A 21,056-nucleotide genomic window follows, 5' to 3' on the forward strand; every position below is an offset into this window, starting at 1 on the left:
ATGAACCGCCAATTAATCATCAAACTCGGTATGAACTTTTTCGTGATCATAGACATCTTTGTCCAGTTCATTTTCACTTTTGGCAACAATCACACTTACTGCTGCATCACCAGTAATATTGACAGCGGTTCGTGTCATATCCAGTAATCGGTCAATCCCTAGAATCATACCAATAGCTTCGACCGGAAGGTTCACCTGCGTTAATACACCAGCCAGTAGAATTAAACCGACGCTTGGTACACCGGCAGTACCGATTGAAGCAAGAGTGGCGGTTAGAACTACTGTAAGCAATTGAGCCATACTCAAATCAACACTGTAGGCCTGAGCAATAAACAGTGTCGCTATACCCTGCATGATAGCGGTTCCATCCATATTGATGGTTGCACCTAGCGGAAGGGTGAATGAGTAAGTATTGCGATGCACACCAAGATTCTTTTCTGCGCAACGCATAGTTACTGGCAGCGTCGCGTTACTGCTGGAAGTACCAAATGCAGTGAGCATGGCTGGCCACATTCCCTTAAAGAAATTAACTGGATTCAGCCTGGCTAATAAAGCGATTAATGCCCCGTAGGTTACCAGGGCATGCAGAATTAGCGCACCAATAACTAGTAAGAAGTAGTAACCAAGGGAACCAGCCAAATCAGAGAATGGGAAGGTTGCAAAGGTTTTAGCAATCAGGAAGAAGACGCCATAAGGCGCGAAGCGCATGATTATATTGACTAACTCCATCACTACTTTATTAACGTCATTGAACCAGTTGCCAATTCTTTTGCCTTTTTCACCGGACATAGTGATGGCAAGACCAATCAGAATGGCAAAAACAATGATTTGTAGCATATTCGCTGCAACCATCGCTTCAAAAGGATTGGTCGGAATAATGTCGATTAAGACTTTGGTTAATGGAGGCTTATCGCTAGCATCGAAGGTCGCATCACCAACGGGCATTCCAACACCGGGCTTAAAGATTGAGGCTAGTGTTAAAGCACCTATTAGAGCTATTGAGGTTGTAAGCAGATAAAGACCTATAGATTTTAAGCTCAGCTTTCCCAGTTTAGAAGGATCGGCCAATGAGCTGACACCACACACAAGAGATACCAGTACCAGCGGCACCATTAGCATTTTCAATGCATTGATGAACCAGCTTCCACCAACTTCGAAGATGCCATTGACGAAATATGTATAGGCCCAGCTATCCTCTTGAATCGCTGAACAGGCTTCTTTAGTGATACCTTTTGCACATTGATAGTCGCCAAACTGCAGGAATAGGACGCCCACGATAGCGCCTGCGACCATATAGATCAGAATTTTTAAACTGAGATTCATAGTATTAGCCCCATTTTGGAATAGTGGAACTCTAAGCGATTGGCAACAAAACTGCAAATATGAAGCATTTGAAAATTTATGGTTGACGGTTATTGATTACAGGTGTAATCTTTACTGTAGATTACATGTGTAATCATAAATAACAGAAACTGATATGAGTCAAAGTATGTCAATCAGAGTGAGTGAAGCAGAAAAGAATGTAATGGATATTCTGTGGCAGGAATCTCCATTAACCAGCACTGAGGTTGTGGAACGCCTCCAAACTCAGGACTGGAGTGAAAAGACGGTAAAAACCTTTCTAAACCGTCTGGTAAAGAAAGGTGTGGTGACTTTCCAGAAAGATGGTCGTCGCTATTTGTATTCTCCCGCCATAGAGCGCGATGAGTTCCTGGCAGACGAAAGCGAAAGTTTTCTGGATAAAGTGTTTAAAGGCAACATTAAAGAATTACTTGCCACCTTCGTGGACAATAAGCAGTTGTCGAAGGATGAACTGGATTATTTAAAAGGCTTGTTGGCCGACAAGGAGAGCAAGGATGTTAAGTGATCTTAAAATGAACGGTTGGTTGGATGCTTTCTGGCATTTTAATCTCGATTTAAGCGTCATTGTTCTGAGTGTGCTTATCGTTCGGTTCTTTATCAGAAAAACTACTAAAAGTTATAACTCATACCTGCTGTGGCTTGCCATTCCACTTGGCTTTGTGGTTGCCAAAATTATTGCTTCCATTGATTTTAGTAGTGCGAACTCTGCTTATATTGGTCAGGCGGTTTCTGTGATGATAGCTAAGCCAGTGGAAACCTTACAGAATTACTGGTGGCTGGGTGCACTTTGGCTGACCGGCACTACCTTGTTATTATTGAGATTAATCATACAACACATTGAACTGAGAAAAGACTTAAGAAAAATAGAAAAACCAATCAGTGAATTACCTGGTTTTAATTTAATAAGAAAAAGTCGGTATCAGGTTATTGCCGTTGACCATAAAGACATGTCACCAGCGGTCTATGGCTTTATCAAGCCTACAATATATTTCCCAATACACGTAGCAAAACAGCTATCGGTCCAGCAAATACAACTTATTATCGAGCACGAAGAACAACACATTAAACAGAAGCATTTATGGTTAAACCTGCTGTGGGATGTCTTAGTCTGCATAGGTTGGTTTAATCCGCTTATTTATATTGCTCGAAAGAATTTTAGACATGACCAGGAGTTATTCTGTGATTATCTGGTGCTTAATAAAGGCAATCAGACACGCACGAAAGACTATGGTCATGCATTATTATCAACAGTTTCTGCCACTCACTCTGTAAGTCTACTTTGCTCATGGAAGGTTTTTAACCAACTTGAGGAAAGAATTATGAATATCACAGACCCACTAAACAAAACCGGCAAGATAGTGATGACATTAGGCGCTGCCTTTGTCCTTAGCTGTTGCGCCGTTTATGCAGCCAATAAGGAGCCGAAAGAAGAGCGCGTTATAACCACTGAAAACATAGTCATTGATGATGAAGGAAACAAGAAAGTTGTTCTGGAGTTTAGTGAAGGAGACGGAATTACCTATCTACAGGAAAATGATAATTACTACATCCTTGAAGGTGACAATAAACGACCAATGACTGATAAGGAGCGTATGGAGTTTGAGCAAAAGCATGAAGAAGCTCAAAAGCGCGTATATATGACAGAGCAAGAGTTAATGCTTGTTGAGGAAGAGCTGGAGAATGCTCATAGAGTATTAGTGTTGCATGAAGATGAGCTACAGGAAGTTGAGATTGATATAGATAATGCTCACAAAGCACTTGCAGAAGCTCAGCGTGAAATTGAGATAGATTATCAAAAAGGAAACATTTCTAAAGAAGAAATGGAACAAGCTAGAGAAGCCATCCTCAAAGCCAAAGAAGAAATGTCTAGCGGCAAGATGAAAAAGCGTATTCGTGTAGATATGGAGCGAGCTAGAGCGGATATGGAAAAGGCGCGCGCTGATATTGAGAAACAGCGTCATGAAATTATTATTAGACGCGAACCAGCTGACAGCACCAGTGGTCCCCACAGAGTATTCATAGTTGACGATGAAGCAATCATTAATGGTGAGAATAAACAGACCCGAGTGATTAAATGGGAAGAAGATAGTGGGAAAGTCTATTCGGTTGAAAATGGCAAGTATATGGTTCTTGAAAATGGAACGAAGCGCGAAATGACGGAGGAAGAAAAAGCTTTATTCGAAAATAAAGTTCGCATGATTCCTAAGCCAGATATGCCTCGAATTCCACCACAGCCTGTTGAACCAAAGCAGCCCACCAGTGCTTTGAAAGCTAAAGATGTGACACCTACCTCAACTACACCACCTGAGTATCCGGCTTATGCAGCAAAGAATAAAATTGATGGGTACGTACTCTTTAAATTTGATGTTGATGGCAAAGGTAAAGCGTATAACATTCGTGTAACTAAATCAGAGCCGGAAGGTGTTTTTGAAAAAGCTGCAACTAAAGCTATTGAGCAATGGGAATTTGCAAAGGACAAACAAGTAAGTGATGTAAGCTATAAAATCGATTTTAGGCTTGAATAATTTAGATATTTTCAAGCAAACAAAAAGCCCGCATCAGCGGGCTTTTTTTATTACGATTAATTAAATCTGTTGGAAAGGATAAACTGAGCCAAGATTTAAAATTTTGGTTAATTCATCCAGTGCCATACGAGATTCATTGAGCAGACTCGGATCGGCTAAATCATCTTCAGTCAATGTCTCGCGGTAATGCTTTTCAACCCAGGCATTAAGTGTGGCAAATAAGTCATCGTTCATGATGACATTTTGGTTCATTGCACTGACTTCAGTTTCATTCAAAACGATACGCTGACGTAAGCAAGCTGGCCCGCCACCATTCTGCATGGATTGTTTTACATCGAAGATTTTCACTTCTTTAATTGGTGTGTCCTGTTCAACCAGCCAGTCCAGGTATTCTTTGACAGCAGGAACTGACTCACACTCACCTGGTGCAATAATTGCCATATTGCCATCTGGTAACGTGACCAGCTGGCTGTTAAAGAGGTAAGACTTAACCGCATCTTCTACAGAAACATCGTTAGCGCCCACTTCAACCACATGGAACTCTTCACCGTCGAACGCGCGTTCAAGGTCAGTATAGACCTGCATTTGATTAAGGAAGGCTTTTTGGTGCGCGAATAAGACATTGCCATTACCCACGGAAATCACGTCATTGTGGAATACGCCCTTATCAATAACATTCGGACTTTGTTGCGCAAAGACCACATTATCACTGTCTAACATATGCAGGCGAGCAACCGCTTGCGATGCTTCGAAAGTTTGGCGTGCAGGGAATTTGTGTGGCGCTGGTTTACTGGCATCGAAAGCGTACTTGCCATAAACGAAGAAATGTAACCCTTTCTTGCCATAGCCTTTTTCATTGTTTACATCCACAAAGCGGGTATGGTTGGCTGCGCCTTCATCTCCGAAGTGATCGCCCATGGGTAGAGCAGGGTGGTGTACAAAGTGGTTATCATCTTTGAACATGGCTTGCAAAATGCGGCCTGTGGTTTCATGTTCGATGGACCGGTGGAATTTATTGGCCAGATTGGCAGGCGTAAAATGAACCTTCTCATCCGCAGTATCGCTCGAAGGCGCCATGGTGCAGGCATTGGCTGTCCACATGCTGGATGCTGAGCTACAGGCAGCCAGCACTTTAGGCGCTTGCTTGGCTGCTTTGATGATGACCTGGGCGTCGGTACCCGTGAAGCCTAAACGGCGCAGCGTGGCGACATCAGGGCGCTCCATTGGTGCGATAACGCCTTGCTTAAGACCAAGGTCATGCAGAGCCTTCATTTTTTGCAAACCCTGCTTGGCGGCTTCTTTAGGACGAGCGACCAGGTTTGCGTTTGACGTTGAGGCAACGTTGCCTAACGACAGGCCGGCATAGTTGTGAGTTGGACCAACCAACCCATCAAAATTAAATTCATAAGCCATGTTTTTGTTCGAGCTCATTATAGCGTTACTCCTGGCGTGAGGGCTTCCGGTAGAACACACTCTGGATTTTCAATTGAGGCCACTGGGTAGGCACAGTAATCAGCGGCATAGTAGGCGCTTGGGCGGTGGTTACCTGAGTTACCAATACCGCCGAATGGCGCTGCACTTGAGGCGCCCGTTAATTGGTTATTCCAGTTGACGATACCGGCACGAATACGACGGTAGAAGGTTTCATATTGAGCATTGTCGTCACTGAATAATCCGGCTGAAAGACCGAAGCGAGTGTTGTTCGCTTCTGCAATGGCACTTTCGAAATCGTCGTAACGGTAAACCTGAAGGATTGGACCAAAGAATTCTTCATCGTCGTGAGCAACCTCAGTCACATCCAGCAGGGCAGGGCTGACAAAACCAGTGCCTTCCTTCATGTGTTCCATTTTAACTAAAGCTTTAGCACCTCTATCCAATAGATTCTGTTGTGCGCGAACTAAGTCTTTGGCGGCTTTTTCAGAAACTACAGGGCCCATGAAAGGTTTGTTTTCATCGTTATAATGACTGACGCGAATATTTTTGACAGCATCGGTTAACATCTCAATAAACTGATCACCTTGTGCGGTTTTTGGCACAAACAGGCGGCGTGCGCAGGTGCAGCGTTGTCCTGCAGAAATGTAGGCCGATTGGATAGTGTGATAAACGGCAGCTTTCAAATCTTTAACGTCGCCCAGAATAAGCGGGTTGTTGCCGCCCATCTCAAGGGCAAGCACTTTACCCGGCTGACCGCCGACTTGCTTATGAAGGAGTTTACCGACCGTTTCGCTGCCGGTGAATAACAGGCCATCTACCTGAGGGTGACTGGCCAGTGCGATGCCGGTATTCACTTCGCCCTGCACTAAATTAAGAACACCTTCAGGGAGACCTGCTTTCTGCCAGAGTTTCACCGTTAATTCTGCCACCGCTGGTGTTAATTCACTTGGTTTAAAAACAATGGTGTTTCCGGCAATCAGTGCTGGCACAATGTGGCCGTTAGGCAAATGGCCAGGGAAATTATAAGGACCAAAGACGGCCAACACGCCGTGTGGTTTGTGACGAGTAGCAGCGATGCCAGCGCCCATTTCTGCTTCCTTAACGCCTGTACGCTCATGATAGGCGCGAATCGAAATATCAATTTTACCTGCCATGGCTCCGGCTTCGGTTAAGGTTTCCCAGTAAGGCTTGCCCGTTTCTTTAGCAATCAGTTCAGCAAGCTGTTCTTTGTTATCTTTTAACTGCTGCTCAAAGTTCTTCATGATCGCAATACGCTCTTCCAGCGATTTTTGACTCCAGTCCCAGCCAGCTTTCTGTGCTGCCTTAATGGCTTGAGCAACCTGCTCTTCAGTCGCTGCATTTCCTTGCCAGATTACTTCGCCATTGGCAGGATTGATGGAGCTAAAATTATCGCCTTCTCCTGCGAACCATTGGTTGTTGATCATTAAGTTTTTATGAGCATCTTGAGTCATATTAGAAAACACCTGTTGTAAATTCGTTTAACGTTTGTTGCGCAGACTGGCTGCACGAACCGTGTCGCCTTCTTTAACTTGAAGTCTGTCGAGCACTTCTGGGCTGACTATGAGCTCGTCAGTATCAATTCGTGTTTCAAAAACTGTTGTTTTGAATTCCTGTAAACGACGATTACTGATCATGATTGACTCAGTGTCGCCTTCAGGCTTGCCAACACGAATAGGTAGCAGACGACTGGCGCGATAGGTCTTGATTTGATCTTTTGGGACTTCGATAGTTGGACCTGCGTCAAAGATATCGACGTAATTCTGGTAACGGAAGCCTTCACGTTTAAGCATGGCCAGAGCTGGCCGAGTATCAGGATGTACCTGGCCAATAGCCTGTCTGGCATCATCGGAAAGCATATCCACATAAATTGGATGTTGCGGCATCAGTTCAGCAATAAACTGGTTACTGCCTAAGCCGCTGATGGCATCTGCCTTGGCAAAGTCCATACTGAAAAAACGACGTCCCAGCGACTCCCAGAAAGGCGAGCGCCCCTGCTCATCACTAAAGCCTCGCATCTCAGCAATGACCTTATCGGCAAATCGTTGCGGGAAGTCGGCCATGAACAGGAAGCGTGATTTGGCTAACAGGCGGCCATTAATACCACCACGATAGTCAGGAGATAGATACAGAGTCGCTATTTCAGTGGTACCCGTGTAGTCATTACAAAGCACCAAAATTTTATGCTTATTATAAATGCCAAGATCATGACTGGTATTGACTACGGTACTGAGTTTATAGGTATAGAATGCTTCGTCCATGCCTACGGCGGCGACCAGGGCACAAGTACCGACGACCTTGCCAGTTGCATCATCTTCTAGCACAAAAAAGTAATATTCAGGTCCAGGCTCAACAATGTCTCGACTAAAGGCGTCGACTGAGTTTTTGATCTTATCTTCGATACGAACGGGGTCGTTAGGCAGGGTTGTCAGGCCGGTCCCGGCGCTGGCAGCTAATGCCAAAATATCTTTTAAATCAGTATGTTGAGCTGGTCTGATAACCATGATTGAAAGTCCTGAATTCCTTTAATTGTAGCTGTAACTGGCGACACTGATGCCTAAGCGGTTGATGATAATAGGAAATCTCACCACAGAAAGGAAGTGCCAGTTTGTAATATAAGAGACTTGTACGACCTCTCAGCCCTTTAAAATTAAGCCAATCGTCGGTACAGGGGTGGAATTTTAGCAGAAAAAAGGACATGATACCGACCTATTTCAATGAACGGAAAACGCAGGGCAATACCCTGTCATAAGCTTAAGGTGTTTTATGTCTGATAATTCTGCACATTCAAATTATACTCGCGAGACTTTCGATGAGGTAATGGTACCTAACTATAATCCAGCGTCTATTATTCCTGAGCGTGGCGAAGGTTCACGTGTCTGGGATCAGGATGGCAACGATTATGTTGATTTTGCTGGCGGTATTGCAGTAACCGCCCTGGGCCATAATCATCCGGCTCTGGTAAAGGCACTGAAAGACCAAGCCGATAAGATTTGGCATTTGAGTAACGTCTTTACCAACAAACCAGCGTTGGAGCTGGCAGACAAGCTAACCAAAGCAACTTTTGCCGATAAAGTCTTCTTTGCTAACTCTGGTGGTGAAGCCAACGAAGCAGCTTTTAAGTTAGTGCGTAAATATGCACACGATAATTTTGGGCCAGAAAAAAGCGAAATCATTTCTTTTAAACAATCCTTCCATGGACGTACTCTGTTTACCGTTTGTGTAGGCGGTCAGCCAAAATACACCGAAGGTTTCGAACCATTGCCAGGCGGTATCTCACACGCAGAATATAACAACCTGGAATCTCTGGAAGCCATCATCTCAGACAAAACCTGTGCAGTCGTAATGGAACCAGTACAGGGTGAGGGCGGTATTATTCCAGCGACCGAAGAGTTCGTTAAAGGTGTTCGAGCTTTATGTGACAAGCACAATGCATTACTCGTGTTTGACGAAGTGCAAACGGGTGTTGGTCGTACTGGTCATTTGTATGCCTACATGGGCATGGGTGTGACTCCTGATGTGTTAACTACGGCAAAAGCCATGGGTGGTGGCTTCCCAATTGGTGCTATGCTCACGACCGACAAAATTGCAGCAAGCTTTGTTCCAGGTACGCACGGTAGCACTTACGGTGGTAACCCATTAGGTTGTGCCGTATCCAATGCCGTATTCGACACCATCAATACACCTGAAATGTTGCAATCAGTACTCGATAAATCAGCCAAAATCGTTGCCCGTCTTGAAGAAATCGGCAAGAAATACGACGTTTTCTCAAGCGTACGTGGCCGTGGTTTATTGCTAGGCGCCGTGCTTAATGAAAAATGGCAAGGCAAAGCCCGTCAATTCATCGAAGCTGGCTGGCAACATGGCGTGATGGTTTTAGTAGCCGGTATGAATGTTATTCGTTTAGCACCAGCGTTAAACATTACCGAGGAAGAAATCGAAGACGGTCTAAGCCGCTTCGAAAAAGCTGTCGCCTCGATTGCTTAATTAAAAGCTCTAAAGAAAAGCCCCGCATCGTGCGGGGCTTTTTTTGTGTTCAAGATTTTGTTTATTATTCGATTATTCTTATAACTTTAGCTTTTTGAGATTGATCTTTAGTTACTTTTAAAGTTGATGGAATGACAATAGCTCCTGCCAATCTAGGTGCCTCATAACCATTTTTTATATCTAGTTTATGGTTCCAGTAAAATACAAAGTCACAGACACCTAAAATGTCATCAAACTCAGAATAAACTTGGTATAAATCAATATACTGAGTTAGAACTTCACCCGAAGCTAACTCATAATCTCCAATAGCACTCTCATCAAAAAAGATCTTTTCTTTGGGCTTAGGACATGACTTAAATGGTTTTCTTTTATAATCAATAATACTATCGGCCATAAAAGATATGGAGCGTGCCACACGCATTCCGGGAAGGTTATGACTATCCACTACCAGTATGGAGTCGCCAGTATATTTTAATGAAAACTTCAAAATTGCTTTTGAGTTGTCTTTATCGATTATAGGCTCAACATTCATTTCGATAAAAGCTTGCTGACTAAAAGAAAATGCTTGTGGCATTACCCATAGCAAGGTTACTAGAAATACTATTCTCATTTGGGTCCCTATATTTATTATTTGTCAGTCATGTTCGATTACGGTTAATAGTTGTTTGGCATCAACTATAGAGTGACAATACTAGCAGTAACTTGATGGCAGGTCAGCTTTAGATTTAATCTATAATACCAAACAAAAACACGATCCGCGTCCTTCGTATAACTTGATCCCGATCAATAAAAAGCAAACTCTTAAGTTGCTGGTTTATAACCATTGATCCAGGTCAATCTTTCAAATCTTGGGTAGATTATCTTTGTTGCGTCTAAAACAAAGAAGGAAATTCACCATGAAACAACTTATCAAATCAGCAACTGCGGTAGCGGTTGGCGCGGTATTATATTTAACAGCTGTTGATGCATTTGCACATAAAGAAGGCGACTTTATTTTGCGTGTCGGTGCCGCTCATGTCAGTCCTAATGATGACAGCTCGAATGTGTTAGGGGCTAATGATGGCGTTAGCGTTGATTCAGCAACAGGCGTTGGTTTTAGCGGCACCTGGATGCTAAGCGATAACTGGGGTTTGGAAGTGTTGGCGGCATTACCATTTACACATGACATTAATGGTTCTGGTGATTTGGCTGGGTTACCCATCGGTGAGACTAAACACTTACCACCAACGGTTTCGTTCCAGTACTACCCAGAGTTTGGCACAGATGACTTTAGTCCTTATTTTGGTCTAGGTGTTAACTACACCAAATTCTTCGAAGAAAAAGCATCGCCTGAACTTAAAGCGGCGTTAAGCACCAATGATGTTCAGCTTGAATTGGATGATTCATTTGGTCTAGCGGCACAAATGGGTGCAGATTGGAAAATCAGCAACAATTTCTACTTTAATACAGCGGTCTGGTATGTCGATATTGATACTGAAGCAGATGTTATAGTGAATGGAGCTACTGCAACAACTGTGGATGTACAAATTGATCCTTGGGTCGCAATGGTGGGATTTGCCTGGCGATTCTAGGCAGTTAATTTAGTTAAGAGTGAAATGCCGGTTTGACGTGATGTTAGCCGGCATTTTTTATTTGCGCCTCCAGTTGCGGCCAGATGTTTTCTAAAAGTATTGGTTGTGCTTTTACGTTAGGATGAATGCCATCATCTTGCATCAGTTCGTCATTGCCACCTACGTTTTCTAAAAAGAATGGAACCAGCTTCACCTTTTTTTCATTGGCCAGCTGGGCATAATTATCGAAGAAAGCCTGTGCATAGCGTTGGCCATAGTTTGGTGGAATCTGGATTCCGAGCAACAAGACCTCTGCACCTGAGCGTTTGCTGGTATCAATCAGTTTGCTGAGATTGCGTTTTATGGCATTAGGCGGCGTACCACGTAATGCATCATTACCGCCGAGCTCGATGATGACGATCTCCGGGTCATGCTGTTCGAGCAGGGTGGGTAAGCGTAACAAGCCCTGTGTTGTGGTATCACCGCTGATACTGCCGTTGATGACAGTGTGCGGGTAGCCTTCTTGCTGTAGTTTTTGATTCAGCAATTCGACCCAGCCTTGTTCAACGTCAATGTTGTAACCAGCACTCAGGCTATCGCCGAGCACCAAAATAGTGGGTTTTTCTTGCGCTTTCGCAGTTGTTGGGAGGTTAAAGACCGCAACAACTAGAAACAAAATCCACGCCAATTTCATCTTCATAGTGATATGCTTAGGTTAATTTTTTGATAACTCAATGGTATCAATGAGCAATGAATAAAATGTTAACAACCAATAATTTAACGAAAACCGTCAAACTGCCTGAACAATCTCTGACCATTCTATCGGAGGTAAGTTTAACCGTAAATGAACACGATAGTGTAGCCATTGTTGGCGCATCAGGCTCAGGTAAGTCTACTTTGTTGTCGTTACTGGCAGGTTTGGACACGCCATCTGAAGGCGAGGTGGAGCTTGCAGGTCACCCCATTCACAAGCTTTCAGAAGATGAGCGTGCAGCTGTTCGTGCGCAGTATGTTGGGTTCGTCTTCCAATCTTTTCACTTATTACCGGGCCTGACTGCGCTTGAGAATGTGATGCTGCCGATTGAGTTGAAGGAAGATAAAAATGCTCAAACTAAGGCTAAAGAATTGCTTGAGAAAGTGGGGCTGGCTGAACGTTTGAATCACTATCCTCACCAATTGTCAGGTGGTGAGCAGCAGCGTGTCGCCATTGCGCGGGCGTTTGCGTCGGAACCCAAAATTTTATTTGCTGATGAGCCCACCGGTAATCTTGATACTGCCAATGGTGAAAAAATTATTGATCTGATTTTTGACCTGAACCAGCAGCTTGGTACGACATTGGTGCTGGTGACTCATGATGACCGTTTGGCTGAACGTTGTCAGCGCTTGGTGCGTCTTGAGGCTGGCAAAGTGATTGAAGATAGCGTTAATGAGTCATTCGAGCAGGCAAAAACGGCGGAGACGGCATAATGCGAGGTATGGCTTGGCGTTTATTTAAGCGAGACTGGCAGTCGGGCGAGGTAAAGGTTTTATTTTTTGCACTCATGATAGCGGTTATGGCGATGGTTGCGATTGGCACCATCACGGATCGCACGCATCGTGCCATGGGCGAGCAGAGCAGTGAGTTTCTGGGAGCTGATTATACTCTGAGATCGCCACGTCCTATTGAGCACGATTGGTTGGAAAAAGGGCGCTCCGATGGATTAGAGTTGACCGAGTCAACGGGCTTTTCAACAGTGCTGGCAAAAGGCGATGAGTTTCAGCTGGTCAGTGTGACCGCTCTTGGAGGTAAATTTCCTTTAAAAGGCGAGTTTGAAATTGCAGATAAGCCTTTTACTCGCGGTCAAACTATGCAGGCGCAACCTGAACAAGGAACCGCCTGGGTTGAGCCGCGTGTGCTGGCTGTTTTGGGTGCGGAAAAAGGCGATACAGTTGATTTTGGTTCGATACAATTAACTATTGCCGGTGTGATTGTCGGTGGCCCGGGGCAGGCCAGCGAAATGTTCAACGTGGCGCCTAAAGTTTACATCAATCAGGCCGATGTCGAACGAGCTAATATTATTCAACCCGGTAGCCGAGTCTCCTATACTTTATTTATTGCTGGTGACATTCAGTCGCGTGAAAATTTCATCGACTGGGTTAAACCCCAAATGAATAAAACTCAGCGATTAACTGGTGGTAAAGAAGGCACTCCTGCGTTGCAGGCCTCCATTGAACGTGCTGAAACTTTTCTGCGTCTGGCTAGCTTGATTTCAGTAGTATTAGCCGGTGTTGCCATCGCTGTGGCAGCCGGTCGCTTTAGCCGTCGTCATTATGATTATGCCGCGATATACCGTTGTCTGGGCATGCAGATTGCCCAGGTCCATCGCCTGTATTTATCTCAATTGATTATCATGGGGTTAATTGGCTCGGCACTTGGCGTTGCGTTAGGCTTGTTGATCCAGCAAGTGATTATTGTTCAGTTTGCAGACTTCTTGCCGAAGCCCATGGTACCAATTAATTGGGCGCCAGTGATTGCTGGTGGTTTGAGTGGTCTGGTGGTTCTGATAGGTTTTGCTTTGCCTGCCTTTTTCCAGATTGCTCGGGTGTCACCATTGCGTGTGTTGCGTAAAGAAATGGTGCCGCAACCCGTTTCAAGCTGGCTGATTTATCTTCTAGCCATATTCACTATGGCACTTCTGATGTGGTGGCAAAGTGGCTCATTGAAGTTGGTCGGAATATTATTAGCGGTTGCTTTGGTGGCCTTTGTTATCATTCGCTTAATGGCCTGGCTGATATTCAAAGTCGGTCTCTGGATTGGTAAACGCGGATCAACGGCCGTTCGTTATGGCCTCGGTCAACTTAAGCGTTACCCTGCATTTACCATCAGTCAGGTAACGGCTTTCGGCCTTGCGTTTATCATCATGCTTTCAACCGTACTCATACGAAGCGAATTGCTGAATGAATGGCAAAGTCAGTTACCAGAAGATGCTCCGAATCATTTTTTAATTAACGTTCAGCCCAGCGAAGTGCCCAATCTTGAATCTATTCTTGCTGAACAAAATGTTGAGACGGCAGGTATTTATCCGATGGTGCGCGGCCGGGTTACTGGCCTTAATGGCAAGCCTATTGAAGAAGCAGTATCTGAAGAAGCGCAGAATGATGGATCATTGCGTCGTGAGCTGAATCTTACCTGGGTGGAAAATGTTCCTAATGCCAACACCGTCGTTAAAGGTGAATGGTGGAATGATGCTGGCCAGCCTGATGAAGATGGTGTTTATCAACTTTCGATTGATCAGAACCTTGCAGGGCGACTGGGTGTTGATATCGGTGATGTGTTTGAGTTTTCTATCGGTGGGGTGGATGTAGAAGGTAAAATCACCAGTTTCCGCGAAATTCAGTGGGACTCTTTTCAGCCGAACTTCTTTATGATTTTTGAGCCTGGCGCGTTGAATGAAAATATGGCGACTTATATCACCAGTTTTTATTTACCAGCGGAAAAGAAGCCTACTTTGAACACTATTTTGCGCGAAATGCCAACGGTAACTATTATCGAACTCGATGCCATTATGGAGCAGGTTCAAACCATTCTGGATCAGGTTACAGCAGCGGTTGAGTTTATTATGTTGTTTGTACTGCTGGCTGGTATTGCAGTGCTATATGCAGTGCTGCAGGCGAGTAAAGAAGAGCGAGTGTTATCTTCCACCTTGCTTAAAACATTGGGCGCACAAACCAAGTTTATTCGCATGACCTTGCTTTCAGAGCTGGCATTACTCGGAATCTTTTCCGGAATTCTTGGCGTGATTGGTGGGGAAGTGTTAGTCTTCGTGCTGTATCAGGAAGCTCTGGATATAGAGCCAGTTCTACATCCCTGGTTCTGGTTATGGGTGCCATTAATTGCCGTTGCATTTATCTGTCTGGCAGGTTGGTGGGGCCTCAAAAGCCTGCTCAAGCAACCCGCACATCAGGTTCTAAGGCAATTGTAAAATAACGAGACAAAACTGTCTTTTCGACAAGGCTTTTAAAAAAAGTCTAGACAGTGACCATTAAAGATTGTTAATAATAAAAAAGGAATGGGCAGGGTTAATCTCTGCCCTTTGACCAATTTATATAATCAACTCATTGATAACAAACGAGTTTTGGAACTTTTATGGGAAAATCTTTGGTTATAGTGGAGTCGCCTGCAAAAGCGAAAACCATTAATAAATACCTGGGAAAAGACTTTATCGTCAAATCGAGTATCGGTCACATTCGTGATTTGCCTACCGGATCTCAGAATAAAAAACCGGTGGACGCCAAAGAAAGAGCCCGAAAGGCAGCCGCGACGCGCAAGCTCTCTCCAAAAGAAAAAGCTAAACAAAAAGCGCTGAAAGAAAAAACAGCGCTTTTTGCACGTATGGGTATTAACCCTGAAAAGAGTTGGGAGGCACAATATGAAGTCTTGCCCGGTAAAGAAAAAGTTCTCAATGAATTAAAGAAGCTTGCTAAAGATGCCGACACTATCTATCTCGCAACGGATTTGGATAGAGAAGGGGAGGCAATTGCCTGGCACTTGCGTGAATTATTAGATGGCGATGAGAGTCGCTTTAAGCGTGTGGTGTTTAACGAGATTACTAAAAAAGCCATTCAGCAGGCATTCTCCAAGCCTGGTGAGTTGGATATGAATTATGTAAATGCACAACAGGCGAGACGTTTTCTGGATCGGGTTGTGGGTTTCATGGTATCGCCATTGCTATGGCGTAAAATTTCTCGTGGTCTTTCCGCGGGCCGCGTTCAGTCAGTTGCAGTAAGACTATTGGTTGAGCGTGAGCGTGAAATTCGTGCATTTATCCCCGAAGAGTACTGGGATATTCATGCAAATACTCTAACCCAGTCGAAAGATGATTTACGACTGCAGGTTAATAAATACCAGGGCAAAAATTTCCGTCCTAACAGTGAAGAAGAGACTAACAAGGCGCTCGAAGTTCTCAAGTCCTCAGACTACAAAGTGGTTACCCGCGAAGATAAACCACAGAAGAGTAAAGCTCCTAAACCCTTTATCACATCAACTCTTCAGCAGGCCGCCAGTACCCGATTGGGTTTTGGGGTTAAGAAAACCATGATGATGGCTCAGCGTCTCTATGAAGCTGGCTACATCACCTACATGCGTACTGATTCCACTAACTTAAGTGCGGATGCGGTAGAGTCTTGTCGTGATTACATCAAAACCAATATTGGTGGAGAATATCTACCAAAAGAAGCCAACAGTTACAGTAGCAAAGAAGGCGCACAGGAAGCTCACGAAGCGATTCGTCCATCCGATGTTGCCAAGAAAGTAGGTCATCTCAATGGCATGGAAAAAGATGCTGAGCGTTTGTATGACCTTATCTGGCGTCAGTTTGTCGCCTGTCAGATGCTACCAGCAGAATTTGATGTGACAAGTTTGAAAGTACAGGCTGGTGATTATGAGCTTAAAGCACGCGGTCGCGTCATGCGTTTTGACGGTTGGACTAAAGTTCTTCCAATGCAAAAGAAAAATGCTGAAGACGAAGAGTTGCCGAATGTTAAGGAAGGCGAAATGCTTGAACTTAAGAAGCTTGAGCCTAAGCAGCATTTCACTAAACCGCCCGCTCGTTATTCAGAGGCAGCTTTGGTAAAAGAACTTGAAAAGCGTGGTATTGGTCGTCCTTCTACCTATGCATCGATTATCTCAACCATCCAGGATCGTGGTTATGTCCGTCTTGAAAATCGTCGTTTCTATGCGCAGAAGATTGGAGAGATTGTCACAGAGCGATTGGTAGAAAGTTTTAACGATCTGCTCGATTATTCATTTACCGCTACCATGGAAAAACATCTGGATGATATTGCTTCCGGCCGTCAGAACTGGAAGGTTACTCTGGATGAGTTCTATGATGAATTTTCCAAGCAGCTGAAAAAAGCGGATGAAGAAGAAGCCGACGGTGGCATGCGTCGTAATGAAGCTGTTGAAACCGATATCCTCTGTGAAAAATGTAAAACGAACCACATGGCGATCCGAAATGCCAGTACAGGCGTGTTCCTAGGCTGCATGGGCTACTCACTACCGCCTAAAGAACGCTGTAAAAATACCGTTAACCTGATTCCCGGTGAGGAGTTTATTGCCGCCGATGAGGAAGAGGAAGCGCGTTATTTACACGATAAGAAGCGCTGTAAGAAATGTAATTCGACCATGGATGACTATTTGGTTGATGAAAATACTAAACTGTATATCTGTGGTAATAATCCTGATTGTGATGGCTATGAGATTGAAAAAGGCGAATTCAAAATCAAAGGTTATGATGGCCCAGTTTTAGAGTGCGATAAGTGTGGAAGTGACATGCAGTTAAAAACCGGTCGTTTCGGTAAATACTTTGATTGCACCAACGAAGACTGCAAAAACACGCGTAAATTGCTTAAAAATGGTCAACCTGCTCCACCTAAAGCCGATCCGATACCTATGCCTGAACTACAGTGCGAGAAAGTTGATGACCATTATGTCTTGCGCGATGGCGCTGCCGGTATCTTCCTGGCAGCAAGCAAGTTCCCGCGTAATCGTGAAACTCGTGCACCGGCGGTGGATGAGTTGATCACAGTAAAAGACAAACTGGATCCAAAGTATAAGTTCCTGGCTGATGCGCCACTCAAAGATCCAGACGGCAACCGTACTTTTGTTAAGTTCAGTCGTAAAACCGGTCAGCAGTACGTGGCTGGTGTTAAAGATGACGGCAAAGCCAGCGGTTGGACGGCTTTCTATGAAAATGGGAAGTGGGTACCGCAAAAATAGCGGCTGCAAAAAATAAAGCGTATATTCGCACGTTGTTTGTTAAAATCGGCCTGTCATCAAGTTGGTGACAGGCTTTTTTGTACCACGTTTAATTGAAATCAGTTGGGGCAACTGCATGTATTCATTACTACGATCACTTTTGTTTATGCTGGATGGCGAGCGTTCGCATCACTTGTCGCTGAACAGTCTTAATCTGCTCAATCGACTAAAACTGTCGGGCCTGTTGTCTCAAACTCAGATTGATGATCCGGTTGAAGTGATGGGTATCAAGTTTCCAAATCGTGTTGGACTTGCTGCTGGACTGGACAAAAATGGTGAATATATTGATGCCTTGAGCCATTTTGGATTTGGTTTCATTGAAGTAGGTACCGTCACACCTCGCCCACAGCCAGGCAACCCAAAGCCTCGTCTGTTTCGAATTAAAGATGCCGAAGCTATTATTAATCGCATGGGTTTCAATAATGATGGTGTTGATGCTCTGCTGAATAATGTAGAAAAAGCCCAATTCACTGGTGTGCTTGGAATTAATATCGGTAAAAACTTTGATACACCAGTGGAAAAAGCGGTTGATGATTATCTGATTGGCATGGAAAAGATATATCGTCGTGCCGATTATATGGTCGTCAATATCTCTTCGCCGAATACACCAGGGTTGCGTGACTTGCAGTTTGGCGAAACCTTGAAGAGTCTGCTTGAGAACCTGAAAAAGAAACAACAGGAACTGCAACAGGAACATAAAGTTTATAAGCCGTTAGCCATTAAAATTGCCCCTGATCTGTCTGCAACTGATATTGATCAGCTGGCTGATACTTTCAGGCAATTTGAACTGGACGGCATTATTGCGACCAATACCACCTTTGATCGCAGTAAGGTCGAAGGCTTGAAATACGCCGAAGAACAGGGTGGCTTGAGTGGCAAGCCGCTTGCCAGCCAGTCAACCAAGGTGATTAAACGTCTGGTCGAAGCTCTGGACGACTCAATTCCTGTTATTGGTGTCGGTGGTATAACTGATGAACAGAGTGCTATCGATAAAATTGAGGCTGGCGCCAAGCTGGTTCAAATCTATTCAGGATTTATTTACCATGGTCCGCAACTGGTCTATGAGGTGGCGAAGGCACTCAAAGAGCACCAACAAAGCCAATAACATAAACTTTCAAAGCAAACTCAACTAATAGCCGTTATAATGACGGCTATTTCATTTATTGTTCGTGATCATGCAATTTTATGCCAGTTGTCCTAAAGGTGTAGAAGCTCTATTAATTGAAGAGCTGACCTCTCTTGGCGCTACCAATCTTAAAGAACATCCTTCACATATCGTTTTTGAAGGCGACCTCGAGCTCGCTTATAAGGCCTGTCTTTATTCACGTTTAGCCAATCGTATTTATCTTTGTCTGTTGGATGAAGAAATTAATTCTGTCGAAGATATGTACCAGAAGGTGAATAGTATCGAATGGAGCTGGCATTTTGATATGCAGCAGACTTTTGTCGTGGATGCTATCGCGCGTAAAAATTCTGATATTCGACATTCAGGCTTTGCCGCACAGAAGGTAAAAGATGCATTAGTTGATTATTATAAAGATCGCTATGAGCAACGTCCTTCTGTAGATAAAGACAACCCCGATTATCGAATTCATGCAATTGTTAATGGTCGCCAGCTTAAAGTAGGTATTGACCTGGCGGGACGCAGTCTTCATCAACGTGGTTATCGACCCACATCTGGCCGTGCTCCGATTAAAGAAAATCTGGCTGCTGCGCTGTTGATTCGAGCTGGCTGGCCCGAGTTATCGAAACAGGGATACAGTTTCCATGACCCTATGTGTGGTACGGGAACATTGTTGGTTGAAGCGGTTATGATTGCCTGCGATATGGCACCAGGCCTATTCAATCCATCTTTCTCGTTCGAGAACTGGAAGCAGCATGATGCAGAATTATGGCAAACGACTGTCGCCACAGCTCGTCGGCAATTTAATAAAAATAAACTGGCAATAAATAATCGATTTATTGGCTCAGACAGCCACCGAAAGAGCCTTGAGTTAGCTAAAGAAGTCATTCGTAATGCAGACTTTGGCGACCTCATAGAACTCAAAGAGCAGGATATTAGACGTCCTAAACTTGAGGTGTTTAATGAGCCGGGACTGTTGGTCTCTAATCCGCCATACGCGGAACGCCTTGGTGAAGAAGATGAGGTCATGCAATTATATCGAGACTTTGGTGAATATATAAAAAGCCATTGTATTGGCTGGCAGGCTGCCATCATTACCAATGAACCTGTATTCGCCAAAGCCATGGGTATGCGCTCACATAAACAGTATAAATTTAAGAATGGTGCCATTGACTGCCAGCTATACCTGTTTGATGTTAAGGACGAGAACTTTTATAAGCCTTTCGACCCAACTGTCGTTAATCCAGACTGGGATAAGAATTTATCGGATGGCGCTGTAATGCTGAAGAATCGCATTATCAAAAATCAGCAACGTCTCAAATCCTATCTCAAGCAAAACGATGTAACCTGTTATCGTCTATACGATGCCGATCTGCCTGAGTATTCAGCCGTTATCGATGTTTATGATGACATGGTTCATATTCAGGAGTACGCACCCCCAAAAGACATTCCTGCTAAAGTTGCACAACGACGTCTCAATGAAATTGTTCGTGTTACATCGGGCTTGCTACAGATTCCTGAGGCTGAAATTGCACTTAAGCAAAGACAGCGCCAAAAAGGTGATTGGCAGTATCAAAAGCAAAGTGAAGAAGAGCAGTTCCAGGTAGTAAACGAGCAAGGACTACAGTTTTATGTAAATCTCAACCGTTACCTCGATACAGGCCTGTTCCTTGATCACCGAAAAACACGCAAAATGATCATGGCTGAGGCCAAAGAGAAGCGATTCCTCAACCTATTCGCCTATACCGGCTCTGTCAGTGTCTATGCAGCAAAAGGTGGGGCAAAAACTACCACAGTTGATATGTCGAAGACTTATTTGAATTGGGCTATCAAGAATTTTGGGCTAAATAATATTCCAATATATGGTCATGAATTTATCCAATCTGATTGTTTGCAGTGGTTAGATGAGGCGCAAGGTCAAAGGACATATGATCTTATATTCTTGGATCCACCAACCTTTTCTAACTCGAAGCGGATGGATACAACCTTTGATGTGCAAAGGGATCAGGTTGATTTAATCGAAAAGACTATGAATTTGCTGGACAGCAAGGGAAAACTCTACTTTTCAAACAACTTCAAAAAGTTTGAAATGGAAAAAGAGTTATTGGAAATGTTCGAAGTGCAGGAAATCACAGCAAGAACCTTGCCAATTGACTTTCAAAAGAGTCGAAATCATCACAGGTGTTGGTTAATTCAGCATAAAAGTTAAACTTTTAGAACTAACTGGAAATTAATCCAAGCTTTGCCAACTACTTGGTACA

The 21,056-nt window shown here is 44.1% G+C and carries 15 protein-coding genes; 9 read left to right on the top strand and 6 right to left on the bottom strand.

The genetic code is table 11. The features are described 5' to 3' along the window. Positions 1-12: 12 nt before the first annotated feature. The gene (locus B158_RS0111095) at positions 13-1,323 is read right to left on the bottom strand and encodes a dicarboxylate/amino acid:cation symporter (RefSeq protein WP_018625449.1); all 1,311 of its coding nucleotides are present in this window, start codon (positions 1,321-1,323) and stop codon (positions 13-15) included. 154 nt (positions 1,324-1,477) lie between these two features. Here B158_RS0111095 and B158_RS0111100 point away from each other — a divergent pair, with 154 nt between their 5' ends. Then, positions 1,478-1,867, top strand: a complete 390-nt coding sequence (locus B158_RS0111100; RefSeq protein WP_018625450.1) for a BlaI/MecI/CopY family transcriptional regulator — start codon at positions 1,478-1,480, stop codon at positions 1,865-1,867. Beyond that, a complete protein-coding gene (locus B158_RS0111105; RefSeq protein WP_018625451.1) occupies positions 1,857-3,887 on the top strand; it encodes a TonB family protein in 2,031 nt (676 codons plus the stop codon). The genes B158_RS0111100 and B158_RS0111105 overlap by 11 nt, the downstream gene beginning before the upstream one ends. A 60-nt stretch (positions 3,888-3,947) precedes the next feature. On the opposite strand, the gene astB is transcribed toward B158_RS0111105, so the two are convergent. From astB to astA, 3 genes are read right to left on the bottom strand one after another with little or no spacing between them, the layout of a single operon-like run. Beyond that, entirely contained in the window at positions 3,948-5,318 is a 1,371-nt protein-coding gene (gene astB / locus B158_RS0111110) for an N-succinylarginine dihydrolase (protein ID WP_018625452.1), read from the bottom strand. Next, positions 5,318-6,793 (bottom strand): succinylglutamate-semialdehyde dehydrogenase, encoded by a 1,476-nt coding sequence (astD, locus tag B158_RS0111115; RefSeq protein ID WP_018625453.1) that lies wholly within the window; start codon positions 6,791-6,793, stop codon positions 5,318-5,320. The genes astB and astD overlap by 1 nt, the downstream gene beginning before the upstream one ends. A gap of 27 nt (positions 6,794-6,820) precedes the next feature. Next, positions 6,821-7,843 carry an arginine N-succinyltransferase gene (astA, locus tag B158_RS0111120; RefSeq protein WP_018625454.1) on the bottom strand — a complete coding sequence of 341 codons (1,023 nt, stop codon included), beginning with the start codon at positions 7,841-7,843 and terminating at the stop codon, positions 6,821-6,823. Positions 7,844-8,105: 262 nt separating this feature from the next. On the opposite strand from astA, the gene B158_RS0111125 reads away from it, so the two are divergent. Further along, positions 8,106-9,326, top strand: a complete 1,221-nt coding sequence (locus tag B158_RS0111125; protein ID WP_018625455.1) for an aspartate aminotransferase family protein — start codon at positions 8,106-8,108, stop codon at positions 9,324-9,326. A 64-nt stretch (positions 9,327-9,390) separates the two neighbouring features. On the opposite strand, the gene B158_RS0111130 is transcribed toward B158_RS0111125, so the two are convergent. Beyond that, entirely contained in the window at positions 9,391-9,936 is a 546-nt protein-coding gene (locus B158_RS0111130) for a hypothetical protein (protein ID WP_156823104.1), read from the bottom strand. 286 nt (positions 9,937-10,222) lie between these two features. On the opposite strand from B158_RS0111130, the gene B158_RS0111135 reads away from it, so the two are divergent. Continuing rightward, positions 10,223-10,897 carry an OmpW/AlkL family protein gene (locus B158_RS0111135; RefSeq protein ID WP_018625457.1) on the top strand — a complete coding sequence of 225 codons (675 nt, stop codon included), beginning with the start codon at positions 10,223-10,225 and terminating at the stop codon, positions 10,895-10,897. 43 nt (positions 10,898-10,940) lie between these two features. Here the strand turns inward: B158_RS0111135 and B158_RS0111140 are convergent, their stop codons facing one another. Continuing rightward, positions 10,941-11,576, bottom strand: coding sequence for an arylesterase (locus B158_RS0111140; RefSeq protein WP_018625458.1), 636 nt, complete (start codon positions 11,574-11,576; stop codon positions 10,941-10,943). A 50-nt stretch (positions 11,577-11,626) separates the two neighbouring features. Between B158_RS0111140 and B158_RS13100 the strand changes: the two genes are divergently transcribed. The 5 genes from B158_RS13100 (at position 11,627) to rlmKL (ending at position 21,004) form a co-directional block, all read left to right on the top strand. Beyond that, a complete protein-coding gene (locus B158_RS13100; protein ID WP_051082516.1) occupies positions 11,627-12,343 on the top strand; it encodes an ABC transporter ATP-binding protein in 717 nt (238 codons plus the stop codon). A gap of 8 nt (positions 12,344-12,351) precedes the next feature. Next, complete coding sequence (locus tag B158_RS0111150) at positions 12,352-14,838, top strand: ABC transporter permease (protein WP_228127097.1); 2,487 nt, start codon at positions 12,352-12,354, stop codon at positions 14,836-14,838. Between the two features lie 164 nt (positions 14,839-15,002). Then, complete coding sequence (topA, locus tag B158_RS0111155) at positions 15,003-17,633, top strand: type I DNA topoisomerase (protein ID WP_018625461.1); 2,631 nt, start codon at positions 15,003-15,005, stop codon at positions 17,631-17,633. A 115-nt stretch (positions 17,634-17,748) separates the two neighbouring features. Beyond that, positions 17,749-18,777, top strand: coding sequence for a quinone-dependent dihydroorotate dehydrogenase (locus B158_RS0111160; RefSeq protein WP_018625462.1), 1,029 nt, complete (start codon positions 17,749-17,751; stop codon positions 18,775-18,777). Between the two features lie 70 nt (positions 18,778-18,847). Then, the gene (rlmKL, locus tag B158_RS0111165) at positions 18,848-21,004 is read left to right on the top strand and encodes a bifunctional 23S rRNA (guanine(2069)-N(7))-methyltransferase RlmK/23S rRNA (guanine(2445)-N(2))-methyltransferase RlmL (protein WP_018625463.1); all 2,157 of its coding nucleotides are present in this window, start codon (positions 18,848-18,850) and stop codon (positions 21,002-21,004) included. Positions 21,005-21,056 lie beyond the last annotated feature (52 nt).

This window comes from Kangiella aquimarina DSM 16071 (assembly GCF_000374105.1).
Classification (GTDB): domain Bacteria; phylum Pseudomonadota; class Gammaproteobacteria; order Enterobacterales; family Kangiellaceae; genus Kangiella; species Kangiella aquimarina.